Here is a 14772-nt window from a genome sequence, read left to right as displayed (position 1 = left end):
CTGCCCCATCTTTCTGCCCGTGCCTCTGCGTGACGCCCTCGCTGCCCGGATTCGCGCGCCCTTCCTCGAGCCCGGCGCGGCGCGCCCAGCCGTGGTGCCGGCGCCCGTCGACCGCCGGCTGCTTGGCGCCGGCTCCCCGGCCTTCGACATCCACGCCGATGTCACCGTCATGATGATCGGAGGGATCACCTCGCTTCTCGTGCAGATGCTCCACCCAAGGGCGCTGGCCGGCGTCTGGGACCATTCGAACTTCCGCACCGACATGGGCGGACGCCTCCGGCGCACGGCCGCCTTCATTGCCGTCACCACCTTCGGCCCGAGGGAACAGGCGGAAGCCGCGATCGCCCGCGTGCGCCGAATCCACGCGAGCCTTGGCGGCACCTTGCCCGACGGCACGCCCTACCGCGCCGACGAGCCGGAAACGCTTGCGTTCGTGGGCGCGGTCGAGGCGTTGAGCTTCCTCAAGGCCTGGCGGCGCTACCGGGAGCCGCTGATGAGCCGGGCCCGGCAGGACCGCTACATGGCCGACATGGCAGAGGTGGCCCGCCGCCTCGGCGCCGACTGCATGCCGGCGACACGGGCGGGGGCGGAAGCGCTGGTCCGGCGGATGCGGCCCCAGCTCCGGGCGGACGGCCGCACGCGGGAGGTGTGCGGCCTGCTCCTTGCAGCCCCCCCGCCCTCGCCCGCGCTTGGGCCCGCACACCGGCTGATGATGGAGGCTGCGATCGACCTCCTGCCGGCCTGGGCCCGGGCGATGCAGGGGCTTGCAGGCCCGGGGCCGGCAGCCCCCCTCGTGCGCGCGGGCGCAAGCGGCATGGGTGCCCTCGTCCGCTGGGCGCTCGCACCCGCGCCGAAGCGGGGCGCGTCGGTCACGGGGCGCGGCACCGCCGCCGCGCCGCCGCAGCGCCCGGCCTGAGGGCCGCCCGCGCCTCACATGTTCGGGTAGTTGGGCCCGCCGCCGCCCTCGGGGGCCACCCAGGTGATGTTCTGGGTGGGATCCTTGATATCGCACGTCTTGCAGTGCACGCAGTTCTGCGCGTTGATCTGGAAGCGGGGGCCCTCTTCGGTCGTCACGATCTCGTAGACTCCGGCCGGACAGTAGCGCTGTGCCGGCTCGTCGTAGAGCGGCAGGTTGTAGGTGATCGGCCGGTCGGGGTCGGCAAGCTTCAGGTGGACCGGCTGGTCCTCCTCATGGTTGGTGTTCGACAGGAACACGCTCGAGAGCTTGTCGAAGCTGTAGACACCATCGGGCTTCGGATAGTCCTTCGGCACGAAGTAGCTCTTGGGCAGCAGCTGCTCGTGGTCGGGCTCGTGCTGGAGCGTGAAGGGCATGCGGATGCCCCAGTGCTCGAGCCACATGGTGGCGCCCGCGAACAGCGTGCCGAGCGCGTTGCCGAACTTGGCGACGAACGGCTCGGTGTTGCGGACGAGACGGAGCTCCTTCTCGACCCAGCTTGCCTGGTAGGCGGCCTCGTAGGCCTCGAGCACATCACCCTGCCGCTGGCTGGCGATCGCCTCGACGGCGGCCTCGGCGGCCATCATGCCCGTCTTCATCGCGGTGTGGGTGCCCTTGATTCGCGGCACGTTCACGAAGCCCGCGGCACAGCCGATGAGCGCGCCGCCGGGAAACACGAGCCGGGGCACGGCCTGCCAGCCGCCCTCGTTGATGGCCCGGGCACCATAGGCGACGCGCCGCCCGCCCTTCAGCATCGCCTTGATGGCGGGGTGCGTCTTCCAGCGCTGGAACTCGTCGAACGGGGAGAGATAGGGGTTGCGGTAGTTGAGCGCGACGACGAAGCCGAGCGCGATCTGGCTGTTGGCCTGGTGGTAGATGAAGCCGCCGCCCCAGGCATCGGAGAGCGGCCAGCCCTGCGTGTGGATCACGGTGCCCGGCACGTGGTTCTCGGCCGGCACGTCCCAGAGCTCCTTGAAGCCGATGCCGTAGACCTGCGGGCTCTTGCCCTCGCGCAGGCCGTAGCGGGCGATGAGCTGCTTGGAGAGGTGGCCGCGCGCGCCCTCGGCGAAGAAGGTGTACTTGGCATGGAGCTCGAGGCCGGGCTGGTAGTTGGGCCCGCGGGTGCCGTCGCGGCGGACGCCCATGTCCCCGGTCGCGACGCCCTTGACCCCGCCGGCCTCGTCGAACAGCACCTCGGCCGCCGCAAAGCCGGGGAAGATCTCGACACCGAGCGCCTCGGCCTTCTGCGCGAGCCACCGGCAGAGGTTGCCGAGCGAGCCGGTGTAGGTGCCCTTGTTCCGCATGAACGGCGGAATGAGGGCGTGGGGGAACTCGGTCTTGCCCGACTTGGTCAGGATCCAGTGGTGGTTGGAGGTGACGGGGCACTCGGCCAGCGGGCAGCCGTCGTCGCGCCAGTCGGGCAAGAGCTCGTCGAGCGCCTTCGGGTCGATGACGGCGCCGGAGAGGATGTGGGCGCCGATCTCCGAACCCTTCTCGAGCACGCAGACGGAAAGGTCGAGGCCGCTGGCCGCCGCCGCCTGCTTCGCCCGGATCGCGGCAGACAGACCCGCCGGGCCACCGCCGACGATGACGAGATCATAGGGCATCGCCTCTCGAGACACCTGCACTTCTCCTCAAGCCCCGCGCCCGCCGGCCGTTCACCGCCATTCGTCGCAGCCAAGCCGACATCCGGCGCAGGCGCCCTAGGAGCCCATTGACCCGCCGCGCAAGCCTCGAAACTGTCACAGCGGTGGTCGGGACCGGGATCCTCGCGCGGCCGGATGGGCCTGTCGCCCGGGCGGAAGCCGCGCGGGCGCTTCTTGGCTGGTGGGTGCTTGCCGGCGTGGACACGGCCGTCCGCGCGCGCCCCGTGCCATGGCTCGACCTCGGGGAGGAGGCGCCGACGGAGGCCGCCGCGCCTCCGGAGCGGGCGAACGCCGGTAGCGCGCGCGAGCGGCCCGCGGTGCCGCTGCCGCCACGAGCAGGCAGGCCGGCAGAACCGGCCACCCGCAGCGCGTGGCAGGGCCTCGACCGGTTCGACACGCTCGAGGCGCTCCACGCCCATGTGCGCAGGCTGGTGCCCAATGCGCCGCTCCTTGACGGCGCGGCCACGTCCGGCGTGCTCGTCATCGGCGATTCGCCGAGTGCTGCCGACCTCGAGACCGGCCGGCCCTTCAGCGGGCCCGCCGGCCAGCTCCTCGACCGGATGCTCGCGGCCATCGGGCTCGACCGGAGCTGCTGCGGCATCACCCTTCTCACCCCCTGCCGCCCGCTGCCGGGGCCCGCTTCGCCCGAAGACATCGCCGCCGACCTGCCGCTGACGCTCGCCCACCTCCGGCTGCTGCGCCCGCGGCGCATGCTGCTCCTCGGCGCGACCGCCACGCAGGCGCTGGCACGCACGGACGAGGCCATCTCCCGGGTGCGTGGCCGTCCGCTCGAGGTGGCAGCCGAAGGCCTGCGCGTGCCCGCCCTTGCCACCTTCAACCCCGGCTACCTGCTGCGCCGCCCGGAGGACAAGGCGCTGGCCTGGGCCGACCTCCTCGCCTTCCGGCGGATGCTCGGCTGATGCGGCACCTGCTCGCGATCGCGCTTGTCCTCGCCGCAGCCGCGGTGCGCGCGCAGGAGGCCGAGGACGGCGAATCCCTTGTCGCGGCCGACGACGGCATCCCCACCCTCGTCGTCACCGGGCTCCGGCCGCAGGACATGCGGGTGCCCCCCCAGCTCAGCCCGGCGCAGCGCGCGGCCTACCGGCAGGTCTTCCGCGACATCGCCGCCGGCCGGCTCGCCCAGGCGTCCGCGGGGCTCGCGGCCATGCCGCGCGGCCTCCTGCATGCCACGGCGGAATCGCAGATCCTTCTCCGCCGCGGCACCTCGGCCGGCCGCGCGGCGCTCGTTTCGTGGCTCGAGGCCAACCCCGATGCCCCGCAGGCGCGCGACATCCTCGCACTCGCCCGCCGCACGGGAGCCGCCGACCTGCCGCCGATCGCGAGCGAGCGGGCGCTCGTGCCGGTGCGGCTCACCCCCTCCATGGGGCCGCGCGGCAGCCGGCTCGAAACACCCGTCGACACCGAGTTCGCAGGCCGCGCCCGCGCGCTCATCGCGCAGGGGCGCGCCGAGGAGGTGAACGGGCTCCTCGACCGCTTCGCACCCGAGCTCACGACGAGCGTCAGGAGCGAGTGGGCGGCGCGCGCCGCATGGGACCGATACCTCGCCCTCGATGACCCGGGGGCGAAGGCGCTTGCTGCCCGCGCGGCGGACGGCTCGGGCGACTGGGCCGCGTTCGGCAACTGGGTGGGTGGTCTTGCCGCATTCCGGCTAGGGGACTGCGAGGCGGCAGCCCGCCACTTCGACGGCATCGGCCGCCAGTTCGCCAACGATGAGCTGCGCTCCTCGGGCGCCTTCTGGGCCGCGCGCGCCCACGTACGCTGCGGCCGGCCCGAGCAGGCGGAGAGCCGGCTCAAGGTGGCGCGTGACGCTGACCCGACCGGCTTCTACGGGCTTCTCGCCGCGCGCGTGCTGGGGCTCGAGCCCGCGTTCGACTGGCGCGAACCCGACTTCATCACCGCCGACTGGACCACGCTTTCTGGCCTTGCGGGCGCGCGCCGCTCGGTCGCACTCATGGAAGTGGGCGAGATCGGCCTTGCCGACCGCGAGCTGCGCCACCTCGCCCGAACCGCCGACCCCCAGTTCTACGAGCCGATCCTGCGGCTTGCCGCCCGGCTCGACCTGCCGGCGACGCAATACTGGCTGGCTGCCAACCCGCCGCCCGGCATGCGCGCGCCCATGGCCGCACGCTTTCCCACGCCCAACTGGCGGCCGGTGAACGGCTGGCGCGTGGACCGCAACCTCGTCTTCGCCCACGCCATGCAGGAAAGCCGGTTCATCACCACGGCCCGCTCCCCGGCCGGCGCCCGAGGCGTGATGCAGCTGATGCCGGGAACTGCGCGCGAGCTCTCGCGCGTGCTGGTGCTCCCCGCTTCCGATGCGCACCTCGCCGACCCGAGCTTCAACGTCGAGTTCGGCCAGGCCTATCTCGAGATGCTGCGCGACAGCCCGGCAACGCTCGGGCTCCTGCCCAAGGTGATCGCGGCGTACAATGCCGGGCCGGGCTCGGTCGGCCGCTGGAACACCGGCGAGATGCGCTACAACAACGACGTGCTGCTCTTCATCGAGTCCATTCCCTTTCGCGAGACGCGCCACTATGTGGAGGTGGTGCTCAGGAACTACTGGCTCTACGAGATGAAGGCCGCTGCCGAGGGTGCGCCGGCTGCCTCCTCGAGCCTCTCGGCCATCGCCGCCAACCTCTGGCCGCGCTTCCCCGGCCTTCCGGGGGCCGCAGCGGTGCCCTTCCCCGGTGCGCCGGCGATCGACCGCTAGGCGCGACCCATGCCGATCGACCCGGCGCTTCCCTTCCTGCCGGTGCGGATTGCGGTTCTCACCGTCTCCGACAGCCGCGATGCTGCATCGGACCGGAGCGGTGACCTCCTCGTCGAGCGGCTGACGGCGGCCGGCCACGTGCTCGCGGCGCGACAGATCGTGAAGGACGAGGTGCCGGCGATCGTCGCGGCGCTCGAGGCGTGGATCGCGGACCCGGAGGTCGATTGCATCATCTCGACCGGCGGCACTGGCGTGACCGGGCGCGACGTGACCCCCGAGGCGCTCGAGGCCGTGTGCGACAAGACCATCCCGGGCTTCGGCGAGCTCTTCCGCTGGCTCTCCTTCCAGTCGATCGGCACCTCGACCATCCAGTCGCGCGCCTGCGCCGGCGTCGCCCGCGGCACCTACATCTTCGCCCTGCCCGGCTCGACCGGCGCGGTGAGGGACGGCTGGGACGGCATCCTCGCCCACCAGCTCGACAGCCGCCACCGGCCCTGCAACTTCGTCGAGCTGATGCCGCGCCTTCGCGAAGGCGCATGATCTACATCCTCCTCAACGCCGGCCCGATCCTCTTGGGCACGCTGGCCGGGCTTGCGGCCGGGCTTCTCTTCCTGCGCCTCTTCGGCACGCCCCTGCCCCGGGCGCCCGTGCTTGCCGTGCTCGCCTTGGCCGAGGCGTGGCTTGCGGCCATCCTGGCGGGCGCCCTGATCCTCGCGCCCGACGAGGCGCCGCCCCTCGTCATGGCGCTGCTCACCCCCGTCGTCATCTGGGCGGGCTTCGTGCTGCCGGCAGTGGCTGCCACCCACGCGCTGCGCGGCGCCCGCACGCGCCTTGCCCTTCTCGACCCCCTCCACTGGCTCGTCGTGATGCTGGTCCAGGCCGCTGTGTTCGTGTCCGTCGGGCTGGTGCCGCCGCCACGCTGAGCCATCTGGCGCCCCTTGCGCGGGGCGGCTAGGCGGCCCCCATGCTCCGGGCGTTCCGTGCAGGCGAGAAGGGGTGGACGTCGGTGGGTCCGGCCGACGGGCCCGAGGTGCTCGAGGGCGCGGTCTGGATCGATGTCGCCGACCCGCTCGCCTGGGAAGGCCCGCTCGTGCGCCGGGCCACGGGAATCGAGCTCCCCACCCATGCCGACATGGTGGAGATCGAGGCCTCGAGCCGGACATACCGGGAGGGCAACGCGAACTTCATGACGGCCCTCCTCGTCGTCGGCCTCGACAGCGACAGCCCCCGCTCGGTGCCGGTGACGTTCATCCTCGGGCCGGAGCGGCTGGTGACGGTGCGCTACTCGGACCCGCAGCCGTTCCGCAGCTTCGCCGCGCAGTGCGCGCGGCAGGGCGTGCCGGCCACGCCGCTCGGCGTGCTCGTGGGCCTGCTCGACGGCATCGTCGACCGGACCGCCGACATCCTCGAGCGCATGGGCACCGAGCTCGACAGCCTTACCGGCACGGTCTTCGCGCTGCGCACCCCCTCGGGCCGGCGGCTGTCGACCGACGACCTCACCCGCATCCTGCGGCGGATCGGGGGAGTGAACGTGGTCCTCAACAAGGTCCACGACTCGATCCAGACCATGCTCCGGATGACGAGCTTCCTCACCGCCCGGATGCGCGACGGGGAGCTGGGCCAGGGCAAGCAGCTGCGGGACGAGCTGCGCTCGGTGGCGCGCGACCTCGCCTCGCTGGACCAGAACGCATCCTATCTGTCGGCGAACGTGAGCTTCCTCCTCGATGCCGCGCTGGGGCGGATCTCGATCGAGCAGAACGCGATCATCAAGATCTTCTCGGTGGCGGCGGTCGTGTTCCTGCCGCCCACGCTCGTTGCCTCGATCTACGGGATGAACTTCGACTTCATGCCCGAGCTCAACTGGGAGTATGGCTACGCCTGGGCGCTCGGGCTCATGGTGCTGGCAGCCGTGGTGCCCTACCTCTGGTTCAAGAAGAAGGGGTGGCTCTAGGGGCTCGCTCTGGCAGCCATGTTCGTGCTATGTTCCGGGCATGGCACGGCGCGGGGCAACGGAGAACCCAGTCTCGACCCGGTTCGACGACCTCGCGCGGGAGGCAGACGGCGACTTCCGCGACTGGCTGCAGGCAAGCGGAGAGGGGCGCCCGCTGCGCACCGAGGTGACGGTCGAGCGGCCGCGGACGGCCATGACCCGCAACGACAGCCCTGACATTCCGTTCGAGGCCAGCTTCAACGCCTACCGCGGCTGCGAGCACGGCTGCATCTACTGCTTCGCCCGGCCCACCCACGCCTGGCATGGCCTTTCCCCCGGCCTCGACTTCGAGAGCCGGCTCTTCGCCAAGCCCGACGGGCCGGCGCTGCTGCGCGAGGCCTTCGCGAAGCCGGGCTACCGTCCCTCCCCGCTGGCGCTCGGAACCAACACAGACCCCTACCAGCCGATCGAGGCGCGGTTCCGCATTACCCGGGCCGTGCTCGAGCTCTGCCTCGAGGCCCGCCACCCGGTCTCGGTCACCACCAAGTCGGCCCGCGTGCTCGACGACCTCGCCCTTCTGGCGGCGCTCGCAAAGGACGGGCTGGCCGCAGTGATGGTCTCGGTGACAACGCTCGACCCAGCGCTTGCGCGGGCGATGGAGCCGCGGGCGGCAGCACCGCACCGTCGGCTTGCCGCCATCCGTGCGCTCGCCGAGGCCGGCGTGCCCGTCGCCGTCTCGGCCTCGCCCATGATCCCCGGCCTCAACGACCATGAGCTGGAAGCCATCGTGGCCGCCGCTGCCGCAGCCGGCGCCTCGGCGGCGGCGGCCATGCCCATCCGCCTGCCGCACGAGGTGGCGCCGCTGTTCGCCGCCTGGCTCCGGCACCACCGGCCGGACCGGGCCGAGCGGGTGCTGAACGGCATCCGGGCGATGCGTGGCGGCCGGCTCAACGACCCGCGCTTCGGCCACCGCCAGCGGGGCGAGGGCCCCTGGGCCGCGCTGCTGGCTGCCCGGCTCGAGCGGCTGCGCCGGGCTCATGGCCTCGGCCGGCGGGCGTGGACGCTCCGGACCGACCTGTTCCGCCCGCCGGAGGAGGCCGGGCAGCTGTCGCTGTTCTGAACCGCCCCGTCGCGCGGGGCCGACTCTGGCTGCCGTAGCGCATCGGCCGCCATCGTGGTAAACAGTCGCTCTGGCACGGTTGGAGGGGCTCCGGGCGATGTCTCACGGGAAGCGGGCACTGCTCGGGGCAGTGCTGGTCATGGCGTCGCCGGAGGCCGCCTGGGGCAACCGGGTGCTCGAGGGGAGCCAGGTTCTGTCGCTCAGCCATCGCTACGCGGGTGTGGCCGACAATTCGGCGTTCGACTCAAGCGAGGACAGGTTCGCGTTCGTCGACCTGTCCGATTTCTTCGCCACCCTCCTCCCGTTCGCGCCGTTCGATTTCCTGACCGGCGAGCTGCTCGAGGCGACGCTTGCCGTAAGCCTCGACTACCGGGACCTCGTCTCGGTCGGCGTATCGGGCGGCATCGGGCTCGCCGGGATCAGCGAGCGGTTCCTGTCCTTCGCCGCCTATCAGGGCGATGATCTGCTGGCGCTGAGGGACGGCTTCTACCGCAGTCCCCTGATCTGCAGGACGGAGGGCCCGGTCTGCCTCCAGCTCTCGGAGGCGCGCGGGCGATGGGACTTCGCCTTCGACGTGACCCGAAGTTACGGGCGAACCGATTTCGACGGGCTGACCGTCGCCCTTGCGACCGACGCGGAGGCACAGTTCGTCTGGGCCACGCCGCCGCGCCCGAACTTCGTCGCCACCCGGAACACCGCCTGGGACGCGACCTTCACCTTGAGCTGGCGCTACTATGAGGTGGCGCCCGGAAGCCCGCTGCCTGCCGTGCCCGAGCCCGCGACCTGGGCGCTGATGCTGGCCGGCTTCGGTCTCACCGGCGGCACGCTGCGGCGCGCCCGGCGGGTGCCGGCCTAGAGGACGGCGTCTCCCACGAAGGGGTTCGACTGCCGCTCGCGGCCGAAGGTGGACACCGGCCCGTGGCCAGGCACGAAGACCGTGTCGTTCCCCAGCGGCCAGAGCTTCTCCGTGATGCTGCGGACGAGCGTGGCGAAGTCCCCCTTCGGAAAGTCGGTCCGGCCGACCGAGCCCTGGAACAGCACGTCACCGACGATCGCCAGCTTCGAGGGCGCGTGGTGGAAGACGACATGGCCCGGCGTGTGGCCGGGGCAGTGGTAGACGTCGAGCACGAGGTTGCCGACGGTCACGCGGTCGCCGTCGAAGAGCCAGCGGTCGGGCTCGAAGGCCTCGGCGCCGGGCACGCCATACTGGGCGCCCACCATGGGGTTCATCTCGATCCAGAACCGGTCGTCGGGGTGCGGGCCCTCGATGGGGACGCCAAGCCGGCGGGCGAGCACGCCGGTCTGGCCGCAGTGGTCGATGTGGCCGTGGGTGACGAGCAGCTTCTCGATGGTGACGCCCTTCTCCTGCGCCACCGCAAGCAGCCGGTCGAGATCGCCGCCCGGGTCGGTGAAGGCGCCCCGCATGGTCTCCGTGCACCAGAGGAGCGTGGCGTTCTGCTGGAGCGGTGTCACGGGGATGATGACGGCCTGGAGCGGCGGCTTCGACATGGACGTCATGTGGGGTCACGCAGCGCGCGCGTCCACCCCGCCTTTTCGCGCGCGGCGCGCTCGGGCATGGAGGAGGCATGAGCCCTCCGCACGCGGCGCCGCTGCCCGAGGCCGGCGCGGGCGACGCCGACCTCCGCACCATCCGGCGGTTCCTGCCCTATCTCTGGCCGGCCGGCCGGCCGGATCTGAAGGCGCGCGTTGTCGTCGCGCTCGTGCTCGTGCTCGCGGCGAAGGCCGTGCTCCTCGCCATGCCCTTCGCGCTCAAGGCCATCGTCGACGGCATGGGCAGCGCCGAGAAGGCGCGGGACGAGGCTGCCGCGCTCGTGCTCGGTATGGTTGCGGCCTATGCGCTGGCACGCCTCGGGGCGACCGCGTTCGACAACCTGCGCAACGTCGTCTTCGAGCGCGTCGGGCAGCAGGCCTGGCTCGCGCTCGCGCTCGAGGTCTTCCGCCATCTCCATGCGCTGTCGCTCCGCTTCCACCTGGAGCGGCGCACGGGCTCGCTCGCCAAGGTGATCGAGCGCGGCACCAAGTCGATCGACACCATGCTCTACCTCCTGCTGTTCAGCCTGGCGCCGGTCATCATCGAGCTTGTGGCGGTGACCGCCATCTTCGCCTTGAGAATCGGGCCGGGTCTTGCGCTTGCCACGCTTGCCATGGTCGCGGTCTATGCCCTCTTCACCTGGCGGGTGACGGCGTGGCGCACGGCGCTCCGGCGCCGCTCGGTCGAGCTCGACAGCGAGACCTCGGCGCGGGCGGTCGACAGCCTCCTCAACTTCGAGACGGTCAAGTACTTCAACGCCGAGGCGCGGGAGGCCGCGGCCTATGCGAAGGTGAGCCGGGCCTACGCCGAGGCCGCGCTCAGGACCGAGAATTCGCTGGCCGTGCTCAACATCGGCCAGGCGCTCATCACCAGCCTCATGCTGGGCGGCGCCATGGCCTGGACCGTGCTCGGCTGGCGCGACGGCCGCTTCACCGCCGGCGACGTCATCCTCGTGCAGGCGCTCCTCCTGCAGCTGTTCCGCCCCCTCGACATCCTCGGGATGGTCTACCGCGAAGTGAAGCAGGGGCTCGTGGACATGGGCGCCATGTTCAAGCTCCTCGACACGCCCGCCGAGATCGTCGATGCGCCTGGCGCGCGGCCGCTGGTCGTCACCCGGGGCGAGCTGGTCTTCGATGCCGTGCGCTTTGCCTATGACCCGGCGCGGGAGATCCTGAAGGGGGTTTCGTTCAGGGCGCCGCCGGGCAGCCGGATCGCGATCGTCGGGCCTTCGGGCGCGGGGAAATCCACGCTCGCACGGCTGCTGTTCCGCTTCTACGACGTGACGGCGGGGGCCATCCGCATCGACGGCCAGGACATCCGCTGGGTCACGCAGGAGTCGCTTCGGCGGGCAATCGGCATCGTTCCTCAGGATGCCGTGCTCTTCAACGACACGCTCCTCTGGAACATCGCCTACGGCCGGGAGGGGGCAAGCGAGGCGGAGATCCGCGCGGCCATTCGCATCGCCCGGCTCGACGCGCTGGTCGCTCGCCTGCCCGAGGGTCTTGCGACTCGCGTGGGGGAGCGGGGCCTCAAGCTTTCGGGCGGGGAGAAGCAGCGGGTGGCGATCGCGCGGGCGGTCCTCAAGGACCCGCCGATCCTGGTGCTCGACGAGGCCACGAGCGCGCTCGACAGCGCGACCGAGGCGGAGATTGGCGAGGCGCTCGTGGCAGCGGGTGCCGGGCGAACGACGCTGGTGATCGCCCACCGGCTGTCGACCGTGGTGGATGCCGACCGGATCCTCGTGATGGAGGACGGGCGGATCGTCGAGGAAGGGACCCACGCGGAGCTCATCGCGCGGGACGGGATCTACCGGGCGATGTGGGACCTCCAGGCAGTGGAAGCGCAGGCGGTAGGCTGACGGGCGCGCGCTCCCCTGAAGCGCCCCACCCCGGCAGCCTTTCCCGCAGGACGCCCGCCACGGCAGTCGCTCATGGCTCCGCCGTTCCGGCGGCTCCGGCGCCGGTCCGCGGGCATCCCGCGGTCCGAGAGCCGGCCTGTGGCCGCCCCTCCGTCAGAGAATGGCATTCCAGACGAGGAAAAAGCCCGCGGCGAACCCGACGGCGACCGACACCACGATCGGCTTCCAGCCCACATGAACCGACATGACCGACCCTTCGCTCGCGGAGGGGGAAGACCCTCCGCTCAACCAGCTGTCCGTTATCATGCGACCTTGGCGAGGTTATGACACGGCGCAGCATCGGCTTCAACCCCTTGAAGTCGAAGCGTTGATTAACGCTGCCGGGTCAGGCCGGCGCCTCCGCGCCGACCGGCGAGTCGCCGGCGCGACCGCGCACGAACCGCTCGACCAGCGGATGGCCCGAGCAATCGAGCACCCCGACCGGCCCTTCCCACACGATCCTGCCGCCGGCGAGCATCGCCACCCGGTCCGCCACGCGGCGGACGGACTCGAGGTCGTGGGTGATCGAGAGCGCCGTCGCGCCAAGGGCCGAGACCTGTTCGCGGATCAGCCGGTCGATCTGGCCGGCCATCACCGGGTCAAGCCCGGTCGTCGGCTCGTCGAAGAAGAGGATGTCCGGCCGGGCGCAGATGGCGCGGGCCAGGGCCACCCGCTTCTGCATGCCGCCCGAGAGCGCCGCCGGCCGCAGGTCGGCGACTTCCGGGGCGAGCCCCACCCGCGCCAGCTCGGCGATCGCGCGGGCCTTCATCTCGCGGCCGCGCACCGAGCGACCGGAGGTGAGGGCGAAGGTGACGTTCCGCCAGACCGGGAGCGAGTCGAAGAGGGCGCTCCCCTGGAACAGCATGCCGATGCGGGCGCGCGCCGCCTCCAGCCGGGGGCCCGAAAGGCCCACGAGCTCCTCGCCGTCGAGCCGGATCGAGCCGGAATCGGGCCGCAGCAGCCCGAGGATGCACTTGAGGAGAACGGACTTCCCCGTGCCGGAGGCGCCGATGACCACGAGCGATTCGCCGGCCCGCACGTCGAGATCGACGCCCGCGAGGACCTCCCGCCGGCCGAACGCCTTCCTCAAGCCCCGGAGCGCAAGCCGCGGCGTGGTCATTGCCCGAAGACCAGCACGGTGATGACGAGGTTGGCGAGCAGGATGAGGATGAAGGCGACGACGACGGCGTTGGTGGTGGCGCGGCCCACGCCGGCAGCCCCGCCGGTCGAGCGGAAGCCGTTGTAGCAGCCGGCAAGCGCCAGGATGAAGCCGAAGACGGCCGCCTTCACGAGCGACGAGCGCACGTCCTCCCACTCGAGGTAGCGGGCGGTGGTGACGAGGTAGGTCGCGCCGTTGAAGCCGAGGCGGGTGGTGGCGATGAGGTAGCCGCCGAGCACGCCGATCGCGTTGGCGACAATGACGAGAAGCGGCAGCACGAGCGTGGCGGCAACGAGCCGGGGGGCGATGAGGTAGCGGAACGGGTCGGTCCGCAGGGTGACGAGGGCGTCGAGCTGCTCGGTCACGCGCATGGTCGCGATCTCGGCCGCCATCGCCGAGGAGACACGTCCGGCAACCATGAGCCCGGCCAGCACCGGCCCGAGCTCGCGCACCACGGCAATCACGGTGATGGCCGGCACGGTCGACTCGGCGTTGAAGCGGCTGCCGCCCACGAACACCTGCTGGGCAAGCGCCGCGCCGGTGAAGAGCGCGGTGAGCCCCACGACCGGCAGCGAGAACCAGCCGACGAGGGCCATCTGCTCGAGGAGCCGCGCCGGGTACCAGGGCGGGCGCACGGCACGGCCGAGCGCCGTTGCCGCGAACAGCGCCATGCCGCCGAGCGCGGCAAGCCCCTGGAGCACGAAGGCACCCAGGGTCACCAGTGCGCGCGCTGCAAGCCTCATGCCGCCACCCTCTCGAAGCGTCGGCCGAGCGAGACGAGGAGCTCATACTGCGAGAGCCCGGAGACGGCGGCAAGCCGGGGCACGTCGAACCCCAGTTCGAGCCAGTCGCCCTCGGCGACGTCCGTGCCCGTCACGTCGACGGCCAGCATGTCCATCGAGACCCGGCCGACCGCCGGGCAGCGCCGGTCCCCGGCGCGGAACAGGAGCGCGGGGCCGAGCGCGCGGAAGATGCCGTCGGCATAGCCGAGGTTGACCGTCGCGACCCTGGCCGGGCCGGGCGCGCGCCAGGCAGCGCCGTAGCCGACCGGGTCGCCCTGGGCGAGCGGCTTTACCTGGAGGACGCGCGCGGCGAGGGTGACGACCGGTACCACGTCCGCGGCCGGGTGGGGCACGCCGCCGTAGAGCCCGAGGCCCGGCCGCACGAGGTCGAGCGCAAACGCCGGGCCGCGGCAGACGGCGGCCGAGTTGGCGATGCTGAAGCGGGGCCCCGGGCAGGCGGCGGCAATCTCCCGGAAGCGGGCGAGCTGCGCCTCGGCCATGGGGTTCGCGGGTTCATCGGCAGTCGCGAGGTGGCTATGGACCGTCTCGACCGGAACGGCCACGAGCGCGGAGGCGGCGTCGGCAGGGGCCAGGCCAAGGCGGTTCATGCCGGTCTCGACCATGAGGTCGGCCGGCCGCCCGGGGAAGGCAGACGCCCAGGCCCGGACCTGCCGGCCGGTGTTGAGGACCGGTCGTGCCCAGGGGAGGCTTGCTGCAAGGGGGGCTTCCTCGGCCGCGAAGCCGTGAAGGACGACGACGTCGGCGCCCTCGCCGGGCGGGCCGAGGGCGGCGGCCTCGGCAAAGGTCGAGACGAGGAAGCTCCGCGCGCCGGCCGCGAACAGCGCATCGACGACGAGGCGCGCGCCGAGGCCGTAGCCGTCGGCCTTGACTGCCGCTGCCGCGGGCACGCCGGCGCGGTCGCGGAACCAGCGCCAGTTGCGCGCGAGCGCGGCGCGGTCGACCGTGAGACGGAGCGGAACCACGCGGAGCCCCTAGGACA

Annotated in this window: 14 protein-coding genes; 9 read left to right on the top strand and 5 right to left on the bottom strand. The window is 72.0% G+C overall.

Annotation, left to right across the window (positions count from 1 at the left end; translation table 11 throughout):
• Positions 1-19: 19 nt before the first annotated feature.
• A complete protein-coding gene (locus H3H34_RS02475) occupies positions 20-916 on the top strand; it encodes an oxygenase MpaB family protein (RefSeq protein WP_328831016.1) in 897 nt (298 codons plus the stop codon).
• Between the two features lie 14 nt (positions 917-930).
• Here H3H34_RS02475 and H3H34_RS02470 read toward each other — a convergent pair whose 3' ends face one another.
• Entirely contained in the window at positions 931-2562 is a 1632-nt protein-coding gene (locus H3H34_RS02470; RefSeq protein ID WP_194744073.1) for an electron transfer flavoprotein-ubiquinone oxidoreductase, read from the bottom strand.
• Between the two features lie 143 nt (positions 2563-2705).
• On the opposite strand from H3H34_RS02470, the gene H3H34_RS02465 reads away from it, so the two are divergent.
• From H3H34_RS02465 to H3H34_RS02435, 7 genes are all read left to right on the top strand, one after another.
• The gene (locus H3H34_RS02465) at positions 2706-3521 is read left to right on the top strand and encodes a uracil-DNA glycosylase (protein WP_194743661.1); all 816 of its coding nucleotides are present in this window, start codon (positions 2706-2708) and stop codon (positions 3519-3521) included.
• Positions 3521-5332, top strand: a complete 1812-nt coding sequence (locus tag H3H34_RS02460; protein WP_194743660.1) for a lytic transglycosylase domain-containing protein — start codon at positions 3521-3523, stop codon at positions 5330-5332. The genes H3H34_RS02465 and H3H34_RS02460 overlap by 1 nt, the downstream gene beginning before the upstream one ends.
• Positions 5333-5341: 9 nt before the next feature.
• Positions 5342-5872 (top strand): molybdenum cofactor biosynthesis protein B, encoded by a 531-nt coding sequence (gene moaB, locus H3H34_RS02455; protein ID WP_194743659.1) that lies wholly within the window; start codon positions 5342-5344, stop codon positions 5870-5872.
• Positions 5869-6255, top strand: a complete 387-nt coding sequence (locus H3H34_RS02450) for a hypothetical protein (RefSeq protein WP_194743658.1) — start codon at positions 5869-5871, stop codon at positions 6253-6255. Before moaB ends, H3H34_RS02450 begins: the two co-directional genes overlap by 4 nt.
• 41 nt (positions 6256-6296) lie before the next feature.
• Entirely contained in the window at positions 6297-7283 is a 987-nt protein-coding gene (locus H3H34_RS02445) for a magnesium transporter CorA family protein (protein ID WP_194743657.1), read from the top strand.
• 40 nt (positions 7284-7323) lie between these two features.
• The gene (locus H3H34_RS02440; protein ID WP_194743656.1) at positions 7324-8382 is read left to right on the top strand and encodes a PA0069 family radical SAM protein; all 1059 of its coding nucleotides are present in this window, start codon (positions 7324-7326) and stop codon (positions 8380-8382) included.
• A gap of 97 nt (positions 8383-8479) precedes the next feature.
• Complete coding sequence (locus H3H34_RS02435) at positions 8480-9238, top strand: PEPxxWA-CTERM sorting domain-containing protein (protein WP_235945245.1); 759 nt, start codon at positions 8480-8482, stop codon at positions 9236-9238.
• On the opposite strand, the gene H3H34_RS02430 is transcribed toward H3H34_RS02435, so the two are convergent.
• The gene (locus H3H34_RS02430; protein WP_194743655.1) at positions 9235-9891 is read right to left on the bottom strand and encodes an MBL fold metallo-hydrolase; all 657 of its coding nucleotides are present in this window, start codon (positions 9889-9891) and stop codon (positions 9235-9237) included. The genes H3H34_RS02435 and H3H34_RS02430 overlap by 4 nt on opposite strands.
• A gap of 77 nt (positions 9892-9968) precedes the next feature.
• Between H3H34_RS02430 and H3H34_RS02425 the strand changes: the two genes are divergently transcribed.
• Positions 9969-11792 carry an ABCB family ABC transporter ATP-binding protein/permease gene (locus H3H34_RS02425; protein ID WP_194751840.1) on the top strand — a complete coding sequence of 608 codons (1824 nt, stop codon included), beginning with the start codon at positions 9969-9971 and terminating at the stop codon, positions 11790-11792.
• A 385-nt stretch (positions 11793-12177) separates the two neighbouring features.
• On the opposite strand, the gene H3H34_RS02420 is transcribed toward H3H34_RS02425, so the two are convergent.
• From H3H34_RS02420 to alr, 3 genes are read right to left on the bottom strand one after another with little or no spacing between them, the layout of a single operon-like run.
• A complete protein-coding gene (locus H3H34_RS02420) occupies positions 12178-12951 on the bottom strand; it encodes an ABC transporter ATP-binding protein (protein ID WP_194743653.1) in 774 nt (257 codons plus the stop codon).
• Positions 12948-13733, bottom strand: a complete 786-nt coding sequence (locus H3H34_RS02415) for an MlaE family ABC transporter permease (RefSeq protein WP_194743652.1) — start codon at positions 13731-13733, stop codon at positions 12948-12950. Before H3H34_RS02415 ends, H3H34_RS02420 begins: the two co-directional genes overlap by 4 nt.
• Positions 13730-14755, bottom strand: coding sequence for an alanine racemase (gene alr, locus H3H34_RS02410; RefSeq protein WP_194743651.1), 1026 nt, complete (start codon positions 14753-14755; stop codon positions 13730-13732). Before alr ends, H3H34_RS02415 begins: the two co-directional genes overlap by 4 nt.
• Positions 14756-14772: the final 17 nt, after the last annotated feature.

This window comes from Thermaurantiacus tibetensis, assembly GCF_015354055.1.
Lineage (GTDB): Bacteria > Pseudomonadota > Alphaproteobacteria > Sphingomonadales > Sphingomonadaceae > Thermaurantiacus > Thermaurantiacus tibetensis.
The sequence above is the reverse complement of the archived record's forward strand: the minus strand, read 5'-3'. Positions and strand labels throughout refer to the sequence as shown.